The sequence below is a fragment of the Subtercola lobariae genome (genome assembly GCF_014640255.1).
In the GTDB taxonomy this organism is placed as follows: domain Bacteria; phylum Actinomycetota; class Actinomycetes; order Actinomycetales; family Microbacteriaceae; genus Subtercola; species Subtercola lobariae.
The window spans coordinates 164,477-181,430 of the sequence record NZ_BMGP01000007.1 but is presented as its reverse complement, the minus strand read 5'-3'; the positions used below and the strand labels follow the sequence as shown (position 1 = coordinate 181,430).

19 protein-coding genes and 1 tRNA gene are annotated in these 16,954 nt (G+C 63.2%); 10 read left to right on the top strand and 10 right to left on the bottom strand.

Annotated features, from left to right (window positions below; genetic code table 11):
• Positions 1 to 25 precede the first annotated feature (25 nt).
• Both IEX24_RS17915 and IEX24_RS17910 read right to left on the bottom strand, forming a co-directional pair.
• On the bottom strand, positions 26 to 301 hold the full coding sequence (locus tag IEX24_RS17915; RefSeq protein WP_203586061.1) for a hypothetical protein: 276 nt from the start codon (positions 299 to 301) through the stop codon (positions 26 to 28).
• A gap of 94 nt (positions 302 to 395) precedes the next feature.
• Positions 396 to 605: a type II toxin-antitoxin system HicA family toxin gene (locus IEX24_RS17910; RefSeq protein WP_188680795.1), complete on the bottom strand. Its 210-nt coding sequence runs from the start codon at positions 603 to 605 to the stop codon at positions 396 to 398.
• Between the two features lie 188 nt (positions 606 to 793).
• Between IEX24_RS17910 and pepN the strand changes: the two genes are divergently transcribed.
• From pepN to IEX24_RS17890, 4 genes are all read left to right on the top strand, one after another.
• Entirely contained in the window at positions 794 to 3,337 is a 2,544-nt protein-coding gene (gene pepN, locus IEX24_RS17905) for an aminopeptidase N (protein ID WP_188680793.1), read from the top strand.
• A 242-nt stretch (positions 3,338 to 3,579) separates the two neighbouring features.
• Positions 3,580 to 4,557, top strand: a complete 978-nt coding sequence (locus IEX24_RS17900) for a mechanosensitive ion channel family protein (protein WP_188680791.1) — start codon at positions 3,580 to 3,582, stop codon at positions 4,555 to 4,557.
• 113 nt (positions 4,558 to 4,670) lie between these two features.
• Positions 4,671 to 5,102: a globin gene (locus IEX24_RS17895; RefSeq protein WP_188681000.1), complete on the top strand. Its 432-nt coding sequence runs from the start codon at positions 4,671 to 4,673 to the stop codon at positions 5,100 to 5,102.
• Positions 5,103 to 5,188: 86 nt separating this feature from the next.
• Positions 5,189 to 6,913, top strand: coding sequence for an FAD-binding dehydrogenase (locus IEX24_RS17890; RefSeq protein ID WP_188680789.1), 1,725 nt, complete (start codon positions 5,189 to 5,191; stop codon positions 6,911 to 6,913).
• On the opposite strand, the gene IEX24_RS17885 is transcribed toward IEX24_RS17890, so the two are convergent.
• A complete protein-coding gene (locus IEX24_RS17885; RefSeq protein ID WP_188680787.1) occupies positions 6,910 to 7,569 on the bottom strand; it encodes a DUF8185 domain-containing protein in 660 nt (219 codons plus the stop codon). The genes IEX24_RS17890 and IEX24_RS17885 overlap by 4 nt on opposite strands.
• Before the next feature lie 123 nt (positions 7,570 to 7,692).
• On the opposite strand from IEX24_RS17885, the gene IEX24_RS17880 reads away from it, so the two are divergent.
• Positions 7,693 to 8,583, top strand: a complete 891-nt coding sequence (locus IEX24_RS17880) for an acyl-CoA thioesterase (RefSeq protein ID WP_188680999.1) — start codon at positions 7,693 to 7,695, stop codon at positions 8,581 to 8,583.
• A gap of 66 nt (positions 8,584 to 8,649) precedes the next feature.
• On the opposite strand, the gene IEX24_RS17875 is transcribed toward IEX24_RS17880, so the two are convergent.
• The 4 genes from IEX24_RS17875 to IEX24_RS17860 all read right to left on the bottom strand — a co-directional run bounded on the left by IEX24_RS17875 (position 8,650) and on the right by IEX24_RS17860 (position 12,037).
• Positions 8,650 to 9,171 (bottom strand): acyl-CoA thioesterase, encoded by a 522-nt coding sequence (locus tag IEX24_RS17875; RefSeq protein ID WP_188680786.1) that lies wholly within the window; start codon positions 9,169 to 9,171, stop codon positions 8,650 to 8,652.
• Between the two features lie 12 nt (positions 9,172 to 9,183).
• Entirely contained in the window at positions 9,184 to 10,866 is a 1,683-nt protein-coding gene (gene ettA, locus IEX24_RS17870; protein WP_188680784.1) for an energy-dependent translational throttle protein EttA, read from the bottom strand.
• A 2-nt stretch (positions 10,867 to 10,868) separates the two neighbouring features.
• Positions 10,869 to 11,345: a DUF6993 domain-containing protein gene (locus IEX24_RS17865; protein WP_229715509.1), complete on the bottom strand. Its 477-nt coding sequence runs from the start codon at positions 11,343 to 11,345 to the stop codon at positions 10,869 to 10,871.
• Positions 11,346 to 11,449: 104 nt separating this feature from the next.
• Entirely contained in the window at positions 11,450 to 12,037 is a 588-nt protein-coding gene (locus IEX24_RS17860) for a single-stranded DNA-binding protein (protein WP_188680780.1), read from the bottom strand.
• Between the two features lie 242 nt (positions 12,038 to 12,279).
• On the opposite strand from IEX24_RS17860, the gene IEX24_RS17855 reads away from it, so the two are divergent.
• The 3 genes from IEX24_RS17855 to IEX24_RS17845 all read left to right on the top strand — a co-directional run bounded on the left by IEX24_RS17855 (position 12,280) and on the right by IEX24_RS17845 (position 13,461).
• Complete coding sequence (locus IEX24_RS17855; RefSeq protein WP_188680778.1) at positions 12,280 to 12,501, top strand: hypothetical protein; 222 nt, start codon at positions 12,280 to 12,282, stop codon at positions 12,499 to 12,501.
• Positions 12,502 to 12,565: 64 nt separating this feature from the next.
• Positions 12,566 to 13,333 carry a hypothetical protein gene (locus IEX24_RS17850; RefSeq protein ID WP_188680776.1) on the top strand — a complete coding sequence of 256 codons (768 nt, stop codon included), beginning with the start codon at positions 12,566 to 12,568 and terminating at the stop codon, positions 13,331 to 13,333.
• A gap of 55 nt (positions 13,334 to 13,388) precedes the next feature.
• Positions 13,389 to 13,461, top strand: a tRNA-Arg gene (locus IEX24_RS17845).
• Between the two features lie 341 nt (positions 13,462 to 13,802).
• Here IEX24_RS17845 and IEX24_RS17840 read toward each other — a convergent pair.
• Complete coding sequence (locus IEX24_RS17840; protein WP_188680774.1) at positions 13,803 to 14,102, bottom strand: YciI family protein; 300 nt, start codon at positions 14,100 to 14,102, stop codon at positions 13,803 to 13,805.
• Positions 14,103 to 14,464: 362 nt separating this feature from the next.
• Between IEX24_RS17840 and IEX24_RS17835 the strand changes: the two genes are divergently transcribed.
• Positions 14,465 to 15,142 (top strand): CPBP family intramembrane glutamic endopeptidase, encoded by a 678-nt coding sequence (locus tag IEX24_RS17835; protein WP_188680772.1) that lies wholly within the window; start codon positions 14,465 to 14,467, stop codon positions 15,140 to 15,142.
• Positions 15,143 to 15,440: 298 nt separating this feature from the next.
• On the opposite strand, the gene IEX24_RS17830 is transcribed toward IEX24_RS17835, so the two are convergent.
• Both IEX24_RS17830 and IEX24_RS17825 read right to left on the bottom strand, forming a co-directional pair.
• Positions 15,441 to 15,770, bottom strand: a complete 330-nt coding sequence (locus IEX24_RS17830) for a DUF5615 family PIN-like protein (protein WP_188680770.1) — start codon at positions 15,768 to 15,770, stop codon at positions 15,441 to 15,443.
• 3 nt (positions 15,771 to 15,773) lie between these two features.
• Positions 15,774 to 15,998, bottom strand: coding sequence for a DUF433 domain-containing protein (locus IEX24_RS17825; RefSeq protein ID WP_188680768.1), 225 nt, complete (start codon positions 15,996 to 15,998; stop codon positions 15,774 to 15,776).
• Between the two features lie 294 nt (positions 15,999 to 16,292).
• Here IEX24_RS17825 and IEX24_RS17820 point away from each other — a divergent pair, with 294 nt between their 5' ends.
• The gene (locus tag IEX24_RS17820) at positions 16,293 to 16,907 is read left to right on the top strand and encodes a TetR/AcrR family transcriptional regulator (RefSeq protein WP_188680766.1); all 615 of its coding nucleotides are present in this window, start codon (positions 16,293 to 16,295) and stop codon (positions 16,905 to 16,907) included.
• The last annotated feature ends 47 nt before the right edge of the window (positions 16,908 to 16,954 follow it).

Sequence of the window (16,954 nt, the reverse complement as noted above, 5' to 3'; positions counted from 1 at the left end):
CCCCAAGTTTAGGGCTGAGCGCCGATTATCGACTGACGAGCTGGTGCGCGCGTTGGTGAGATACGCCGAGCACGGTTCCGATGTCTCGCAAGGGCACATTTTGCTGCACAAGGCGCTTTGCCAGATCTGAAGCGGCATTGGTCGCGTCGCGCTCGAGTGCCTCTGCTCTGAGACGCTCCGCTCGGATGGCGTCGAGAGTTTTCACGATGCCGTGTACCTCACCAACCGCATCCACCTCGACGTGAACGCCCACTTCATCGACCGAGATCTCGAGAGTTGAAGCGATGAATTCTCGAGCCATAACCCCCGCCTCCGACAAGCGTCTCGCCTGCGTCAACCCGTCCAGCGCCGGTATGGTCACCATCCACCATTTGCCCTCTCTGGTAGCGACCACGTCAAATGTCATCATCTGCGTTCTCCTCGATTGCCTTCACGATCTTTCTCACCACTCCGGGAGAAATCATTCTGTGTCCCTCCGGAATCGACATCATTCGGCCCTGCGGCGAAACCCACTTTCGGTGGCTGCCGACAAAATCCGCCGCGGGCACCCATCCCGCCTCTCGCAGCAATTTTGCCACCTTGCGAGAGGATTGCTCACTTACCATTCAAATAGTCTATGTGTGCTCGACTATTCTACCTCCGGATTCTAGAAGAATTATTGACTATTTCTCTGCACTCTGCTCTGCGAGTGACGGAAACCGCGGAGGTAGGCTGGTCGGCGAGAATAAACGGGCGGCCAGCCCACGAAGCGCGCCGCTGCGAGACCCATCACACTACGTACGGAGAACATCAGTTGCCTGGAGAAAACCTCACCCGCGTCGAAGCCCAAGCGCGTGCCGGGCTGGTGAACGTGCAGAGTTACGACGTCGCCCTCGACCTGACCCAGGGCCCCGAAACGTTTCTCAGCACGACAACGGTGCGGTTCACGGCTACGGCCGGCGCTTCGACGTTCATCGACGCCATCACCAAGAACGTGCACTCGGTGCTGCTGAACGGCACAGACCTAGACCCGGCCGCAGTGAGCGACGGTGTGCGCATTCAGCTCGACGACCTGGCAGACGACAACATTCTGACCGTGGTCGCCGACGCTCTGTACACGAACACCGGCGAAGGCCTGCACCGCTTCGTCGACCCGGTAGACGACGAGGTCTACCTCTACAGCCAGTTCGAAGTGCCAGACTCCCGCCGCGTTTTCGCCGTGTTCGAACAGCCCGACCTCAAGGCGACCTTCACTTTCACGGTGACCGCGCCCGACTACTGGCAAGTGGTGTCGAACTCCCCCACCCCCGAGCCCGTCTCCATCGGCGAGAGCAAGGCAACGTGGAGCTTCGAGACGACCCCGATTCTCTCGTCGTACGTCACCGCCATCGTGGCTGGCCCATATGTGGTGGAGCGCAGTGAGCTGACGTCGAGTGACGGCAGGGTGATTCCGTTGGGAGTGTTCTCACGGGCATCCTTATCGCAATACATGGATGCCGAGTACGTGTTCGAGAAGACCCGACAGGGTTTCGAGTTCTATGAGAAGCGCTTCAACTACCCGTACCCGTTCGCCAAGTACGACCAGCTTTTTGTGCCCGAATTCAACGCTGGAGCCATGGAGAATGCTGGCGCCGTGACCTTCACCGAAGCCTACGTCTTTCGATCGAAGGTGACGGATGCCCAGCGCGAGCGTCGCGTCGTGACCATCTTGCACGAACTCGCCCACATGTGGTTCGGCGACCTGGTGACCATGAAGTGGTGGAACGACCTCTGGCTGAACGAGTCGTTTGCCGAATACATCTCTACCCTGGCCACGGCCGAAGCGACCGAATGGCACGGCGCCTGGGCGACTTTCGCCTCGACTGAAAAGAGTTGGGCCTACCGGCAAGACCAGCTGCCGAGCACGCACCCGATTTTCGCCAACATCAGCGATCTCGACGACGTGCAGGTCAACTTCGACGGCATCACCTACGCCAAGGGCGCCTCAGTACTGAAGCAGCTCGTCGCCTGGGTCGGCCAAGACCAGTTTCTCGCGGGCGTGGGGCAGTACTTTCAGAAGCACGCCTACTCGAACACTGAGCTGAAAGACCTGCTCGCAGAGCTCGAAGACACGAGCGGCCGTGACCTCGGCGAATGGTCGCAGCTGTGGCTCGAGACGGCCGGCGTGAACACCTTGCGGCCCGAGATCGAGACCGACGCAGACGGCGTGATCACCTCGTTCGCCATCAGCCAGACGGCCGTCGAAGAGTGGCCGACCATCCGCCCGCACCGCTTGGCGATCGGCTTCTACAACATGCACGAGGGTGCATTGATTCGCAATCACCGGGTCGAGTTGGATGTTGCGGGCGAACGCACCACGGTCGATGAACTCATCGGGCTGACCCGCCCCGACCTCGTGCTGCTGAACGACGACGACCTCGCCTACGCGAAGATTCGCCTCGACGACCAGTCACTATCGACCGCCATCGCCCACCTGGGCGCCATCGAAGACGGGCTCGCTCGCTCGATCGTCTGGGGCTCGGCGTGGGATGCGACGCGCGACGCCGAAAGCCGGCCGCGCGACTTCATTCGGCTGGTTCTCGGCAACATCGCGACCGAAGACGAGAGCACGACACTGCGCACGGCGCTCAACCAGGTGGTGCTCACGGCCGGGCTGTACGTGGCACCGGGGTATCGCGAAGAGGTGCAGACCGAGGTGGCCGAGCAGCTGTGGGCGCTTGCGCGCAACGCTGCTCCCGGGTCTGATGAGCAGTTTCAGTTCGTCAAGTTCTTCGCGGCCGCCGCGAAATCGGCGAGCAGCCTGGCCATCGTCGAGTCGCTGCTGGAGGGCGAGACGAAGCTCGAGGGTCTCGAGATCGATACCGACCTCACCTGGGATCTGCTGACCTCACTGGTCGCGGGCGGTCAGGCTGGTGAAGCTCAGATCGAGGCGGCCCTGGCCGCCGACAACACGGCATCGGGGGCGCAGAGCGCGGCGAGTGCACGGGCATCCATACCCACCGCCGAGGCGAAGGCGGCCGCGTGGGCATCGCTCGTCGACACCGACGATGCGTCGAACCTCATCGTGCGCGCCACCACGGTGGGCTTTCAGCGCGCGAACGACGACGCCCTGCTCTCGCCATACATCGCGAAGTACTTCGAGGTCGTTTCTGAGCTGTGGGAGAACCGCACCTACCAGATCGCTGCGACGCTGATCACGGGGCTGTACCCGTCAGGGCTTGCGAGCCAGGAGTTGCGCGACGCGACGCAGGCGTGGCTCGACACCGACCCGCAGCCGGCCGCGCTTCGCCGCCTGGTGGTCGAGAACCTCGCGGGCGTCGACCGTGCGCTGGCGGCGCAGGCGAAAGACGCGGAGTAGCGGGCAGGGCGCGCCGGAACTCCGGGGCCGCCGAACCTCCGGGCCCGCCACTCCTCTGAGGCCGCCGAACCTCCGGCCCCGCCCCGCGAACGCTCGCGTGGCGGGCTCGGGAGACAGTCGCGCCGCTATGAGGGCGGCGTAGTGACCTCACAACGGCGTGGCGGCCTCGCCCCGGGCCAGTAGCCCCGCCACGAGCGCAGGGTCAGGAGTTGCCAAGCGTCGCTCGGTACGATTGAGCGCATATGAACGACTTTTTGAAGAACCTGAGCGACTTCTACACGAGCTATCAGCACCTGATCAATATCGTCGTCATCATCGTGGGCGCCATTGTCGTGCGGTTGATTCTGCTGCACTCGGTCGACCGTGTGGTGAAGCGCATCGTGTCGGGCGTGAAGAACAAACACGACGTCGAAGACACTCAAGCCCTGATGGCGTCGCCGCTGGCCGCCGTTCGTGTGGTGCAGCGCACCCGAACCATGGGTAGTGTGCTGTCGAACTTCATCACCTGGGCGATCGTGATCTTCGCGTTCATCATGATTCTCGGCGAGCTGCAATTTCAGGTGACCGCGCTGGTGGCTTCGGCCGGAGTCATTGGCGCCGCGCTCGGTTTCGGGGCGCAGAACATCATCAAAGACATGCTGAACGGCCTCTTCATGGTGGTCGAAGACCAGCTCGGCGTGGGCGATGTCGTCGATCTGGGGCCAGCGACGGGGGTCGTCGAGGCGGTAGGAATTCGCGTCACGACGGTTCGCGACGTCAACGGCACCCTCTGGTTCGTGCGCAACGGCGAGATTCTGCGGGTGGGCAACATGTCGCAGGGCTGGGCGCGGGTCATCATTGACCTCGCCATTCCGTACGACACTGACGTCGATGCCGTGCAGGCGCGGATGCTCGCGACCGCCAATGAACTCGCCTCGAACCCCAAATGGCGTTCACGCGTCATCGAGAAGCCCGAGATCTGGGGCCTTGAGAGCATTTCGGCCGAGGCTCTTGTCATTCGGCTGGTGGTGAAGACTCGAACCAATGCAAAAGACGACGTGGCACGCGAGCTGCGGATGCAACTGAAGCGCGCCCTCGACGAAATGGGCGTGAAGCTGCCGTCGTTGAACAGTATTGTGCTGACCGGGTTCGAAGGCGCGGCCTCGGTGACGGGCGCGAGACCCCCGAAGACCAAGCCGGTGCAGGTGGCGCCTGGTGCCGCCTCGAAAGACAAGGCGTGACGATGACGAACGACGAAGCGGGAGCGGGCGGCGCCCCGAGCGCGGAAGCGGGAGCGGGCCGCGCGGTGGGTGGCGGCCCGGGAGCGGGCGGCGCGCCGGGCGCGGGTACGGGAATGCCACTCATTCCGATCATCCCGACCGCCACGAAACCCCTCAACGAGGGCAGCGGCGACACGTTCTACGAACAGGTCGGCGGCCGCGCCACGTTCGAGCGCCTCGTGCGTGCCTTCTACGCCGGAGTCGCGTCAGACCCGGTGCTCGTGGCGATGTACCCCGAAGACGACCTCGAAGGCGCCATTCAGCGCCTCACCGGCTTTCTCGAGCAGTACTGGGGCGGCCCCACCACCTACAGCCAAGAGCGCGGTCACCCGCGGCTTCGTATGCGGCACAACCCCTTCAAGGTGAACCCGGATGCCCGTGACCGCTGGCTCTCGCACATGCACTCTGCGGTGCTCTCGCTCGACCTGCCGCCGCTGCAGGAGGCGACGCTGTGGGACTACCTCGAGCGCGCCGCCCACGCTATGGTCAACACGTTCGACGAGTAGCTTGGGGCGCTCCCCGAGCCACCTCTCCTTCTCTCACCTCCACCTTCACCTTCACCTTCACCTTCACCGAAACAAGGAAGTTTCAGATGACCTCAACGCCTCAGACCGATGTGATCGTCGTGGGCGCCGGGCTCGCCGGACTCGTCGCGACCGCTGAACTCGTGAAGGCCGGCAAACACGTCACCATTGTCGAGCAAGAGCCCGCGGCCTCGTTCGGCGGCCAAGCGTGGTGGTCGTTCGGGGGTCTCTTTCTGATCGACAGCCCCGAACAGCGCCGCCTCGGAGTGCACGATTCGCTTGAACTCGCCCGCCAAGACTGGTTCGGCAGCGCGGGTTTCGACAGCGCCGACGACTATTGGCCGCGGCTCTGGGCCGAGGCGTACCTGCAGTTCGCCGCCGGTGAGAAGCGCGCTTGGCTGCACGAGCAGGGCGTGCGCTTCTTTCCCATCGTGGGCTGGGCTGAGCGCGGCGGCTACACCGCAACCGAGCACGGAAACTCGGTGCCGCGCTTTCACATCACCTGGGGAACGGGCCCCGGAGTGCTCGCTCCGTTCGTCGCGCGAGTGAAGCAGGGCGTGCGCGACGGGCTGGTGACGGTGAAGCATCGGCACCAGGTCGACGAGCTGATCGTCGAGGCGGCTGAGGGCGGCACCGGCGGCGCTGCAGGCTCCGGCTCGGGAAGCGGCGGAGGCGCGGCCAGCCGCACACGCGTGGTGGGCGTGCGCGGCAGCCTGCTCGAGCCGTCGAGAGTGGCGCGCGGAGTTACGAGCTCACGCACCGTGGTCGGTGAGTTCGAGTTGCGGGCGTCAGCAGTCATCGTGACGAGCGGCGGCATCGGTGGTAACCACGACCTGGTGCGCCAGAACTGGCCGAAACGGTTGGGGGCGGCACCGGCATCCATGCTCTCTGGCGTGCCTTCACACGTCGACGGCCGGATGCTCGGCATCAGCCAGACGGCCGGGGCACGTTTGATCAACTCCGACCGCATGTGGCACTACACCGAGGGCATCACGAACTTCGACCCGGTGTGGCCGCAGCACGGAATTCGCATTCTGCCGGGCCCGTCATCGCTCTGGCTCGATGCGACCGGAAGGCGTCTGCCGGTACCGCTCTTTCCCGGCTTCGACACCCTCGGAACCCTCGAGCACATCGTGTCGACCGGCTACGACTACAGCTGGTTCGTGCTCACTCAAAAGATCATCGAAAAGGAGTTCGCGCTCTCGGGCAGCGAGCAGAACCCCGACCTGACCGGTAAGAATCTGCGGTTGCTTGCGAAGCGAGTAGGCCCTGGCGCGCCTGGGCCCATCGAGGCGTTCAAGGCAAAAGGCGTCGACTTCGTGGTGGCGGATGACCTGCCGACGTTGCTCGCAGGAATGCAGCGGCTCTCGGGCGAGGTGCCGCTCGACACGGCCCGCGTCGAACAAGAGATTCGGGCGCGTGACCGTGAGATCGGGCATCCATTCACCAAAGATCTGCAGATCACCGCCGTGCGCGGAGCCCGCAACTACCTCGGCGACAAGCTGATTCGCGTGGCTTCGCCGCACGAGTTGCTCGACCCGGCTGCCGGCCCGCTGATCGCCGTGAAATTGCACATCGTGACGCGCAAGACGCTCGGCGGAATCGAAACCGATCTCGCGGGGCGCGTGCTCGCTTCGGGCGGCGCGCCTATCGAAGGGCTGTACGCGGCGGGCGAGGCGAGCGGGTTCGGGGGCGGCGGGATGCACGGCTACCGTTCGCTGGAAGGAACGTTCTTGGGCGGGTGCATCTTCTCCGGCCGTCAAGCCGGGCGGGCGGTGGCGGCTGCGCTCTAGCGGGTCAGCACGTGGCCGCGGCGGGTCGACAGCCTCGTCCAGGGGCCCGAGGCGTAGACCGCGACGGGGTCGTCGCTTCGCAAGAAGCCGAGACTGACCGCTGCGAATGCCGCACCAGCGGCGGTAGGTCGTTCGATGGCGGGAATCGTGCGCCCCCACACCTGCGACCGCACCTTGTGCACGATCTGTTCGCCCGTGTCGGGTGGCAGGGCTGCGGCGACCTCAGAGATTCCTTCGCCGGCAGACTTTTCGAGCACCGCGGCATCGACGGAGCCGACGTTCTGCCAGCCACCGCGTGGCGGTGAGATTCCCGCCCAGGCAACGAGACCCTCTGAGGGTGGCAACGACACCTCGACCGGCCCGGTATCTCCATTCACGACGACCGACAGCAGTGCTAGACGGTCGAGCAGCGCCCTGATCGCGACGGTGTCGTCGAAAGTCGCCGTTTTGTCGGTCATGGCAAAGGTTCGAAGCCCGAGAACCGTCGGTGCATCATCCAGCAGCCCTTTCGGTGCGAGCACCGACGCATATACCGCGAGCACACCCTGACCGCCGATCAAGCGCACCGATCCGGTGCCAACTCGCGCCGCACGACCGAGGAAGACTTTGAGGTCGCCTAACGAGAGCGCGTCGACGAGCGAAAACGATTGAACCATCAGCTTCTAAACTACAGAAGGTGACGGCAGCATGTGTGATCTGCTTCAGCCGGTTGCGGCAATAAAGAGGGAGACGTAATGACAGACGATGTGACGACCAGCGCGCCCGACCCGGTGACAGGCATGCCTGCCCGTTCGAGTGCACGGCGCGGCGACCCCGTTGCTGAACTGCTCGCGGCCCTCGATCTCACCGACACGGGAGCACGAACCAGCGAAGACATCTTCACCGGCCCCTCGCAGTGGACCGCCCACGGGCGCGTTTTCGGCGGCCAAGTTCTGGCGCAATCCATTGTCGCCGCCGATCGCACCGTCGATGCCGACCGCGCCGCCCACTCGCTGCACGGCTACTTTCTGCGCCCGGGTGACACCTCGCTGCCGATCACATTCTCGGTCGACCGCATTCACGACGGCCGATCGTTCTCGACCAGGCGCACTCAGGCTTACCAGAAGGGCATGCCGATCTTCTCGATGATCTCGTCGTTTCAGACCGACGGGCCGGGAATCGACCATCAGATCGATATGCCCGCCGACGTTCCCGACCCCGAAACGCTGCCGTCGATCGCCGATCAACTCGGGCACATCGATCATCCCATCGCCCAGAATTGGGCTTATGCCAGGCCGTTCGACATTCGGCACATCGGTACGCCCATCTATCTGCGTGCCGACGAGAACAGGGTCGAGCACCAGGCCATTTGGATGAGGGCCATCGCGCCGCTACCCGACAACCCCAACTTGCACCGGGCCGCCCTCGCATACGCCAGCGACTATGCGCTGCTCGAGCCGGTGTTTCGGCGCCACGGAATCGCCTGGATGACCCCGGGCCTCAGCTCGGCGAGCCTCGACCATGCCATGTGGTGGCACCGGCCAGGGCGTGCCGACGAGTGGTTCTTGTACCTGCAAGAATCGCCGAGTGCGCAGGGCGGCCGCGGGCTCGCGACGGGCCGCATGTACTCACAGAGCGGAGTGCTGATGGCCACCATCGCCCAGGAGGGAATGGTTCGCGTTCCGCGCTAGCGGCGCGCGCTTTGAGCGGCGTTTGTCTAGCGGCGTCTGTCTGTCTGTCTGTCGGCGTCTGTCTGTCTAGCGGCGTTTGTTGAAGACCACCGGGTCGTCGATGAAGGGCTGCCACGCCTCGCGTTCGTGCGCAGTGATGCGCCGAGGGCGCTGCGTTTCGGCATCGATAAGCACAATCGTCGTCGCTGCACGGGTGTACAGGATGCCCGGGGGCACGCCCTCGGGGCTCCAGATCTCGTAGCAGAGTTCGAGGCTTGCGCCACCGAGGCTGCTGATCCACAGATGTAGGTCGAGGGGCTGACGCAAGAACGGAATCTGCGCCAAGTAGTCGACCTCCTGGTGAGCCACCACCGTGAGGGTGGCCGAGCCCAGCTCACCGTCGATCACGGCCATACTGGCCGCCGTGACCCTGATTCGCTCGGTCGTCGAACCAGACTCTGAGGTCGAAAGCTCGAGCCCGGGCTCATCCGTTGCCCAGAACGCTTGAACCCGAGCCTCTTCGAGCAGGCGCAGAATCTGCACGTTGTTCACGTGCCCGTAGGCATCGAGATCTGACCAGCGCAGGCGCGTGGGAATGTGAAGCCGCATGCCGTGCGCGGCCTAGTCGCGCGTCAGTTTGCGGTACGCAGAACGGTGCGGTTTCGCCGCATCTGGCCCGAGGCGTTCGATTTTGTTCTGCTCGTATGCTTCGAAGTTGCCCTCGAACCAGTACCACTTCGCTGGGTTCTCTTCGGTGCCTTCGTAGGCCAAGATGTGCGTGGCAATACGGTCGAGAAACCACCGATCGTGAGTGATGACCACGGCGCAACCCGGGTACTCGAGCAACGCATTCTCAAGGCTGCCGAGCGTTTCGACGTCGAGGTCGTTTGTCGGTTCGTCGAGCAGCAAGAGGTTGCCACCCTGCTTCAGCGTGAGCGCCAGATTGAGCCGGTTTCGCTCGCCACCCGAGAGCACGCCAGCGGCTTTTTGCTGGTCGGGGCCCTTGAAGCCGAACGTCGAAACGTAGGCGCGCGAAGGAATCTCGGTCTTGCCGACCTGAATGTAGTCTTGGCCGTCAGACACGACCTCCCACAGCGTCTTCTTCGGGTCGATGCCGCCACGGTCTTGGTCGACATAGGAGATGTCGACGGTCTCGCCGATGGTCAGTTTGCCGCTGTCGAGCGGCTCGAAACCCACGATCGTCTTGAAGAGCGTCGACTTTCCCACACCGTTCGGGCCGATGACGCCCACGATTCCGTTGCGCGGTAGCGTGAAACTGAGATCGTCAATGAGCACACGCTCGCCGAAGCCCTTGTGCAGCTTGTTCGCGTCGATGACCTGCGAGCCGAGACGCGGGCCTACCGGAATGACGATCTCTTCGAAGTCGAGCTTTCTGGTGCGCTCGGCTTCAGTCGCCATTTCTTCGTAGCGCGCCAGACGAGCCTTGGATTTGGCCTGGCGCCCCTTGGCGTTCGATCTCACCCACTCGAGTTCTTCGGCCAGACGCTTCGAGAGCTTTGCGTCTTTCTTGCCCTGCACCATCAGGCGCTCTTGCTTCTTCTCGAGGTAGGTCGAGTAGTTGCCCTCGTAGGGGTAGAGGTGACCGCGGTCGACCTCGGCAATCCACTCGGCCACGTGGTCGAGAAAGTACCGGTCGTGTGTCACGGCGAGAACAGCACCGTGATACTTGGCCAGATGTTGCTCGAGCCACAGCACGCTCTCCGCGTCGAGGTGGTTTGTTGGTTCGTCGAGTAGCAACAGGTCGGGCTTCTGCAGCAAGAGTTTGGTGAGCGCCACGCGGCGCTTCTCGCCACCAGAGAGGTTCGCTACCGAAGCGTCTCCGGGTGGGGTTCGCAGTGCATCCATCGCCTGCTCGAGTTGCGAGTCGAGATCCCACGCGTCTTCGGCATCGATCTGCTCTTGCAGCGTGCCCATCTCCTCGAGCAGCTTGTCGAAATCTGCATCGGGGTCGGCCAGCTCGGCCGAGATCTCGTTGAACCGGTCGACCTTCGCCTTAATGGGGCCAACGCCCTCTTGAACGTTCTCGAGAACTGTCTTCGACTCGTCGAGCTCGGGCTCCTGCATGAGAATGCCCACGGTGTAACCGGCGCTCAGTTTGGCCTCACCGTTGCTCGGGGTGTCTAACCCCGCCATGATCTTCAGAATGGTCGACTTGCCGGCGCCATTCGGGCCCACGACACCGATCTTCGCTCCGGGGAGAAACGACATCGTAACGTCGTCGAGAATCAGTTTGTCGCCCACGGCCTTGCGGGCGCGCACCATGGAATAAATGTATTCGGCCATGGCTACCAGTCTATGGCGCGGGTATCGCCGATCAGACACTTGCCGGTGCCCAGCAGCGGCGCCACGAGGCTGTGGTACTGGCCGAAGCCGTACTGCCCGACGAGGCACTGACCCTTCATCGCCACAGAGAACTGAATCGAGTCTGCCTTCACGCCCACGGTCGTGATATCGGGCGTCACTTGCATGTCTGCAATCGCGAAGCCGCCCGTGCGCAACGCCGAGGTGAAGGCCACCCCACCGGCCGTTTGATTCTGCGCGGCTGCGGTGCTGATGGTCTGCGAATTGACGTAGTCGAAGTAGGCAAGGTTCTCGGCGGCGGTGCCGCCCGGCACCAATACCGGCGTCGCGGTAGGCGTGGGTGTTCCGCTCACCGACGTCGACGTCGCCGAAGTGCTGGACGCGGGCGCTGGCCCGGGTGTCGAGGTGCACGCGGCCAGCGCGCCCGCGAGCGCGGCGCAGGCCAATGCAGCAGCGAGCATTCGTGAGGTGTGCTGCCACGAGGCATGCATTGACGTTCTCCGCTCTGGGCGCGTGACCCTCGTAGTACCGCGTCGATTCTAGGCGAGGGCCACGTGAACACACCTCACGACGTCAACACCGACTCGTCGTCAGGGAGATACGCATCGCTCGCACCCGATGCTCCCCCGGTCGGCAGAACTCCGAAGGCTCCTGCCCCCCAGTCGGCAGCGCCGCCGCCGTCTGTCGACGCGCCGCTCGGCGGTGGCACCCGCCAGCTGTCTTCGCCCGACGCATTCGAACCGGCCGCCGCCCCGCCGGCCGCCGCGCTTCCGCTCGCGGCACCGCCCGTCGACGGGGCGAGCGTTCGGGTGAAGGCCGCACTCCCCCACGACAGATCATGACCCACCGCTTCGGCTTCGACCTCGATGTTGAGCCCGTTCTTATCGCCATTGACCCACTCGCGAATGCGCAACCGGCCTGACGCCACGACTCGATCGCCTTTGTTCAGCGACGTCGCCATATTCGCTGCGAGCTGGCGGAATGCCGTGATCGTGTACCAGTTGGTTCCCACATCGGCCCACGAATTGTGCACCTTGTCGAATCGTCGCTGGCTCGAGGCGAGCCGAAAGCTCGTGATGTCGAGCCCCTCGGCGGTTGTGATGTGACGGGGCGTCGTTGCAACGACGCCGGTAAGCGAAATGGTGTCTGGCACGGTGTTCTCCTGATCAAGTGGGGCCACGAGAGGCCCATCGTCGCGGGTTGGTCTGCCCGGTCAAACGAGTGTGCACCGACGCCTCGGCATGGGAGCGCACCTGCCAGGAGATTGTGGAGAGCATCCACTCGCCGTGAATTGTGAAGGATAGGCGCGCTCGACCGCCAAAGGCCACTGTCAGAGGCTGCTTCTACTGTGTGAGATACCAACCACCCGGGCCGGCGCACTGAACAGGAGGCATCATGACCACTCTCACGACTCGCTCGCACACGCACACTCCGACGTTGCGGCAGGTGCGACCCGCCCTGTGGCGCGTTCTGCGGTCTGATGGTTCGCTAGCCGGCTATATCGAAGGCGCCGAACCGGCGCGGTTCGAGGCTCGGCGGCTGGTCGCGTCAACTCGTCAGGTCGTGGGTCTCGGGCACTTCGCATCGATCGACGACGCTATGTCGTGCTTTCGCTGAACGGCGCTGCGCCACACCCGCCGCGTTAGCCCGATAATCTCCAACCCGGGGTTACTCTTCTCGCATGGAATGGTGGAGCAACTTTCTCAACTGGGCAAACACCGATGGCGGCGCGTACGTCATCGTCAGCATCGCCGTGCCGGCCGCGTCGATAATCGTCGCCGGCCTGCTCGCCGCGTGGATAGCGAGCGGCTCGATCAAGCGCCTCCTCGCCGGCCGCGACCGCGAACTGAAGGTCGCTGCCATCGGGGCGCTCGTCGATGCTGCTGAGCAAGCATCCGTGTGGAACTCGCTCACGCCGCAAGAACAGATTCTCTCCGACCGCGCTACGGGCCAGGCCGACATTCAGGTGCGCCTGCTGCCTATCAAGGGCGCCACGCTCGCGGCGAACTGGGCTGCCTACTCGCTGGCCGAAATGAAGCGCAACTCGGCCACCTTCGGCTACCAGATCGAGCCGGCCGTCGTTCAATTTCGCGACCAGCTCGTTGAATGGCAGCACAAGCCCAGTCGTTCGCGCCGCTCATTCCAAGCCGACCTCGACCGCTGGAAGGCGAAGTCGGCCGACAGCGAGTCGACCCTGCGCGACCAACAAGAAGCATGGGTAGCGCAGCAGCACCACGAGCAGCATGCTGCCCCTGCATCGGCTGCGTCGCAGACGGCTCCGGATGCTGTAGCCACCCACACCCCGGCGCCCGCCGTCACCCCGACTGTCGTGACCGCCCCGCACTACGACTCACCCACCTACTCAGCACCCGGAGCGCTCGACACGCAGCGCGTGCTGAACGACGTCGACGCGGTCGAGCGGCAGATCGAGGCCGGCGCAACCCGCTAGCACTTGAGACGGGCGGCTCGTAGTAGCATCGTCTGGTTGCCTCTGTAACCCAGTGGCCTCTGTAGCTCAGTGGATAGAGCAGCGGCCTTCTAATCCGCTTGTCGTAGGTTCGATTCCTACCAGGGGCACTCCCTTATTACCCTCCGATCCCTTTATCTACGCGGATCTTTATCGTTTTGGCATAGGTTCGACGGCGACTTGCCCACACTTTGCCCACACCTCTGAGCAGCGACGCTGCGTCTCTTCAAATCGACGTCTCGAACCTTGAGCCCGGTGGCTTTGCCCCAGCGCAATCCGGTGTAGGCGAGCAACGCCGACACTCGTTTTCTCGACGCCCGCCCGGATCTCGATTACAGCCACGGTGATTCGGTCGGCGCAGATTCAGGTTGTGGCGCAGATTCGGGCTACGACAGATTCGGTGCCGCGAACGAGCGAAAGCCTGTTCGCAACTCGTTGCGGAGAAAGCAACTCAGGTGCGAGAGTACTCCCCGAGAACTTCTACGCTGCCCCCGAATGCGAGATTCGGGCTTCTCCTCGCTACCGCAACGGCTGCGTCCATCGATTCGAACTCCACCATCGAAGCGCCTCGAACCGTTCCGTCAGAGTCGGTGACACCAGAGGCAGTCACGACTTTTCCGCCGGCTGTGCGGATTCCGTAGTCCTCGTTCAGCTCCGTGTTCCAGATGCCCCACGCCTGCCGGTTCTCAGCAACGCGATCGATGGGCACCGGGTCGGGGCCCGCGCGGTAGATAAAGATGAAAGACGCCATTCGGCAATAATCCCACCCCGCTACCCAGTTCAGCCCGGAACACCGAACTTTCACGCCCCCGTTTCCCGTCGATACGCAATATGTGGCGGATGCACTCACGGGCCGATACGTGACAACTGTGTCTCTGTGTTAGAGCGAGGCAGGGCCAGACTGATACTCGAACGTTGGATCGCCGACCACAGTTCGTGCAGCGCCCAGAGTCTCGCTAAGGGTGTACCGGATGGCTTGCTGGATAGAGTGATCGCGTGCAAATGCCCGAAGAAACACCCCAATCTTTAGGCGTGGCTCCATATAGCTCCGAGTCGTACACCGTGCCCGCTTCCATACGGTGGGGTTTGCCGGAAGCCACGTTCACTGTCGTGTTGACCGCAACGGCCGGTCTCGTGCCCCTCGTGCTTCAAGCCATGAACCTCACCGCATACTCGAACCCGCTCGACTTCGTTATCGATCTCGTGGCCTATGGCAGCATGCTCGTCATAGTGCTCTTTGCGTCGCACCGGCGCGGCCTCCACCGGCTATCGAGAGATTTCGGGTTCAGTTTTCACAGAATCGATCTCGCAATCGGTGCGGGCTTGGCTCTAGGAAACGTGCTTTATATCTCCATCGTGACTGGAGTGCTCCACAACTCCGGCGCGATGCCCCCACCGATCCCAGCCGACCAGCGACCACTGATCTACGTCGTCCTGTTGCAGGGAGTGGTTGCGGTGGCAATCGCCCCTCTAATCGAAGAACTAGTTACTCGAGGTCTTCTGATGCGATCGATACGCCACTCGATCCTCCGCAGGCACGCCAAATCTGCACGAAGTGCGCGGATTGCCATCAACGCGAGCATCATATCCTCGGCAGCCATATTCGCGGCGCTGCACCTGCACGAAGCCGACAATCCCCTAGCGGCGGTCTCCATCGGCGTCCAGACATTCATCTTTGGACTCGTAGCAGGCTGGATCGCCACCCGCACGGGCCGTCTAGGACCAACGATCGTCGCGCACACGCTGTACAACGCATTTGTCTTTGCCATCGCATTCAGCGCGCGAACCTAGACGCACCACTCGCCTCGCCCACGCCGCGACCAGGATGAGCAGTCCCAGCAAGGTTCCCGTTATCGCGTCCAACGATCTCGGCAAGCCCACCCAACCAGGATGCATACGAGCGCAATCGCAAGACACACGACATTGACCCATACCCAGAACCGGCGTTGACGCATTGTCAAATCGCCAGAGTATCTCCACAGGAAGCTGGTCCACCGGCGATTGCGTGCTCTGCCATATTCGTGGTCCCGGCATCGGCAGGCCCCCTCTTGCGAGTTCGGCGTGTTTGTCAGACCTGTAACCGACTCGGTTAGCGAAGCTCAATAAGGTTGTTTCCGGCATCGATCATTTCGGCGATCTTCTCTATCAGCGGCTCGAACCACTCGATCAGCGCGCGACGTCGTGTGTTACCAACTCGTATCCAAACGATCGCGGGCGCCTCTCCACCGAACGCGGCCATGCCTGAAAAATCCTCGTCCTTCGTTACGAGCGCTGCATGGTGCTCTAATGCGTAGCTCCACAATTCTTGGTCTGGTGCGTCCGCCGGGCCGGTATCGGTCACGTGCTCCGCGACGTGTCCGTGGGCAGAAAGCATGCGAGCAAGCGCCGGGGGCAGTTGGGCGTCAACGAGGAAGCGCACTGATTATGAAGCAAGCAGGATGGCGTGATCGGCCTGCGCGGCGGCGTACTCGAGGCACGCCCTCACGTCGTCGGCGGTGAGGTATGGGTAATCCTCGAGGATCTCGGCTTCCGACGCTCCCGCAGCCAAAAGAGAGAGCACATCGGTCACACGAACCCTGGTGCCGCGGATGGCCGGCCGGCCGTGGACGATCTCAGGGCTAACCACGATCCGATCCAAAAGCGACATGCTCATAGGGTAGTGGCGCAACGCCTCCTGCGGTACTGAGCGCCACATTTTCATTGGGACATCAGCGGACTTGGTCATCAGACCTCAGTGCCAAATTCTTCCGTTAGATGCGTCGACCGACACCTCAGACCATTTGTCTCGTCTCGACCATTCGACATTCGCCAACTCAACTTCATTCCCGCCCGCATTTATCTTCCCCTACGGCGAAGTTCGGCTGCGACCGCTTCCTTGTCAGGTGCTCCGCCCACATTCCAGCGCAGGATGTTGCTCATTCGCGCTGGATAGAATTCGGTAATGAGTGCGCCTCCATTGCCCGAAGTGCCCCGCGAGCGTCGCAGTTATCCGAAAGGTGTCGCCAGGCGCCAGGAGATCCTCGACCGAGCGATCGAGGTGTTCGCCAAGCGGGGAGCGCAACGCACGAGCCTGCGGGCCATCGCGCAAGAAGTCGGGGTTACGCACGGCGCACTCACGCACTACTTCGGTTCGCTGGAGGAACTACTGGTCGCCGTGTACCACGAATCCGAGCTGCGGCTAGACGGCGATGCCCCCGCGGGGTCGGAAGTGACCCCCGCCGAGATGATGCGCGTGTCAGCGGAGGAGAATCGCGAGATTCCCGGAATGATCCAGCTCTACTCGACGCTGGTCGCGACGGCGCTGGAAGACGGCCACTCCGCCGCACAAGAATTCGCCACCCAGCGGTTCGCACGGCTGCGCGAGGAATTGGCTCGGCGAGTGCGGCATCTGCAATCTGTGGGGCGGATACGCACCGACGTCGACCCCGGTCTTGTCGCGGCACTGACCATTGCCGCGTCTGACGGATTGCAGTCCCAGTGGCTCCTTGACGAGACGGTCGATCATGAGGGAGCACTCGCAATGCTCGATCGATTGTTCGCGAACCCGTCTAACTAACCTTTGACCAGCGAGGTGCCCCTCACATAAACTTCCATGTGGAGGTT

Excerpts from the sequence above, each read along its gene's own strand:
- IEX24_RS17885 (WP_188680787.1), bottom strand. The coding sequence starts at position 7,569 with ATGGTTCAATCGTTTTCGCTCGTCGACGCGCTCTCGTTAGGCGACCTC.
- IEX24_RS17850 (WP_188680776.1), top strand. The coding sequence starts at position 12,566 with ATGGAATGGTGGAGCAACTTTCTCAACTGGGCAAACACCGATGGCGGC.
- IEX24_RS17825 (WP_188680768.1), bottom strand. The coding sequence starts at position 15,998 with ATGTCGCTTTTGGATCGGATCGTGGTTAGCCCTGAGATCGTCCACGGC.
- ettA (WP_188680784.1), bottom strand. The coding sequence starts at position 10,866 with ATGGCCGAATACATTTATTCCATGGTGCGCGCCCGCAAGGCCGTGGGC.
- IEX24_RS17865 (WP_229715509.1), bottom strand. The coding sequence starts at position 11,345 with ATGCTCGCTGCTGCATTGGCCTGCGCCGCGCTCGCGGGCGCGCTGGCC.
- IEX24_RS17890 (WP_188680789.1), top strand. The coding sequence starts at position 5,189 with ATGACCTCAACGCCTCAGACCGATGTGATCGTCGTGGGCGCCGGGCTC.
- IEX24_RS17915 (WP_203586061.1), bottom strand. The coding sequence starts at position 301 with ATGGCTCGAGAATTCATCGCTTCAACTCTCGAGATCTCGGTCGATGAA.
- IEX24_RS17875 (WP_188680786.1), bottom strand. The coding sequence starts at position 9,171 with ATGCGGCTTCACATTCCCACGCGCCTGCGCTGGTCAGATCTCGATGCC.
- IEX24_RS17900 (WP_188680791.1), top strand. The coding sequence starts at position 3,580 with ATGAACGACTTTTTGAAGAACCTGAGCGACTTCTACACGAGCTATCAG.
- IEX24_RS17895 (WP_188681000.1), top strand. The coding sequence starts at position 4,671 with ATGCCACTCATTCCGATCATCCCGACCGCCACGAAACCCCTCAACGAG.
- IEX24_RS17840 (WP_188680774.1), bottom strand. The coding sequence starts at position 14,102 with ATGGCGTCTTTCATCTTTATCTACCGCGCGGGCCCCGACCCGGTGCCC.
- IEX24_RS17820 (WP_188680766.1), top strand. The coding sequence starts at position 16,293 with ATGAGTGCGCCTCCATTGCCCGAAGTGCCCCGCGAGCGTCGCAGTTAT.
- IEX24_RS17910 (WP_188680795.1), bottom strand. The coding sequence starts at position 605 with ATGGTAAGTGAGCAATCCTCTCGCAAGGTGGCAAAATTGCTGCGAGAG.
- IEX24_RS17855 (WP_188680778.1), top strand. The coding sequence starts at position 12,280 with ATGACCACTCTCACGACTCGCTCGCACACGCACACTCCGACGTTGCGG.
- IEX24_RS17880 (WP_188680999.1), top strand. The coding sequence starts at position 7,693 with ATGCCTGCCCGTTCGAGTGCACGGCGCGGCGACCCCGTTGCTGAACTG.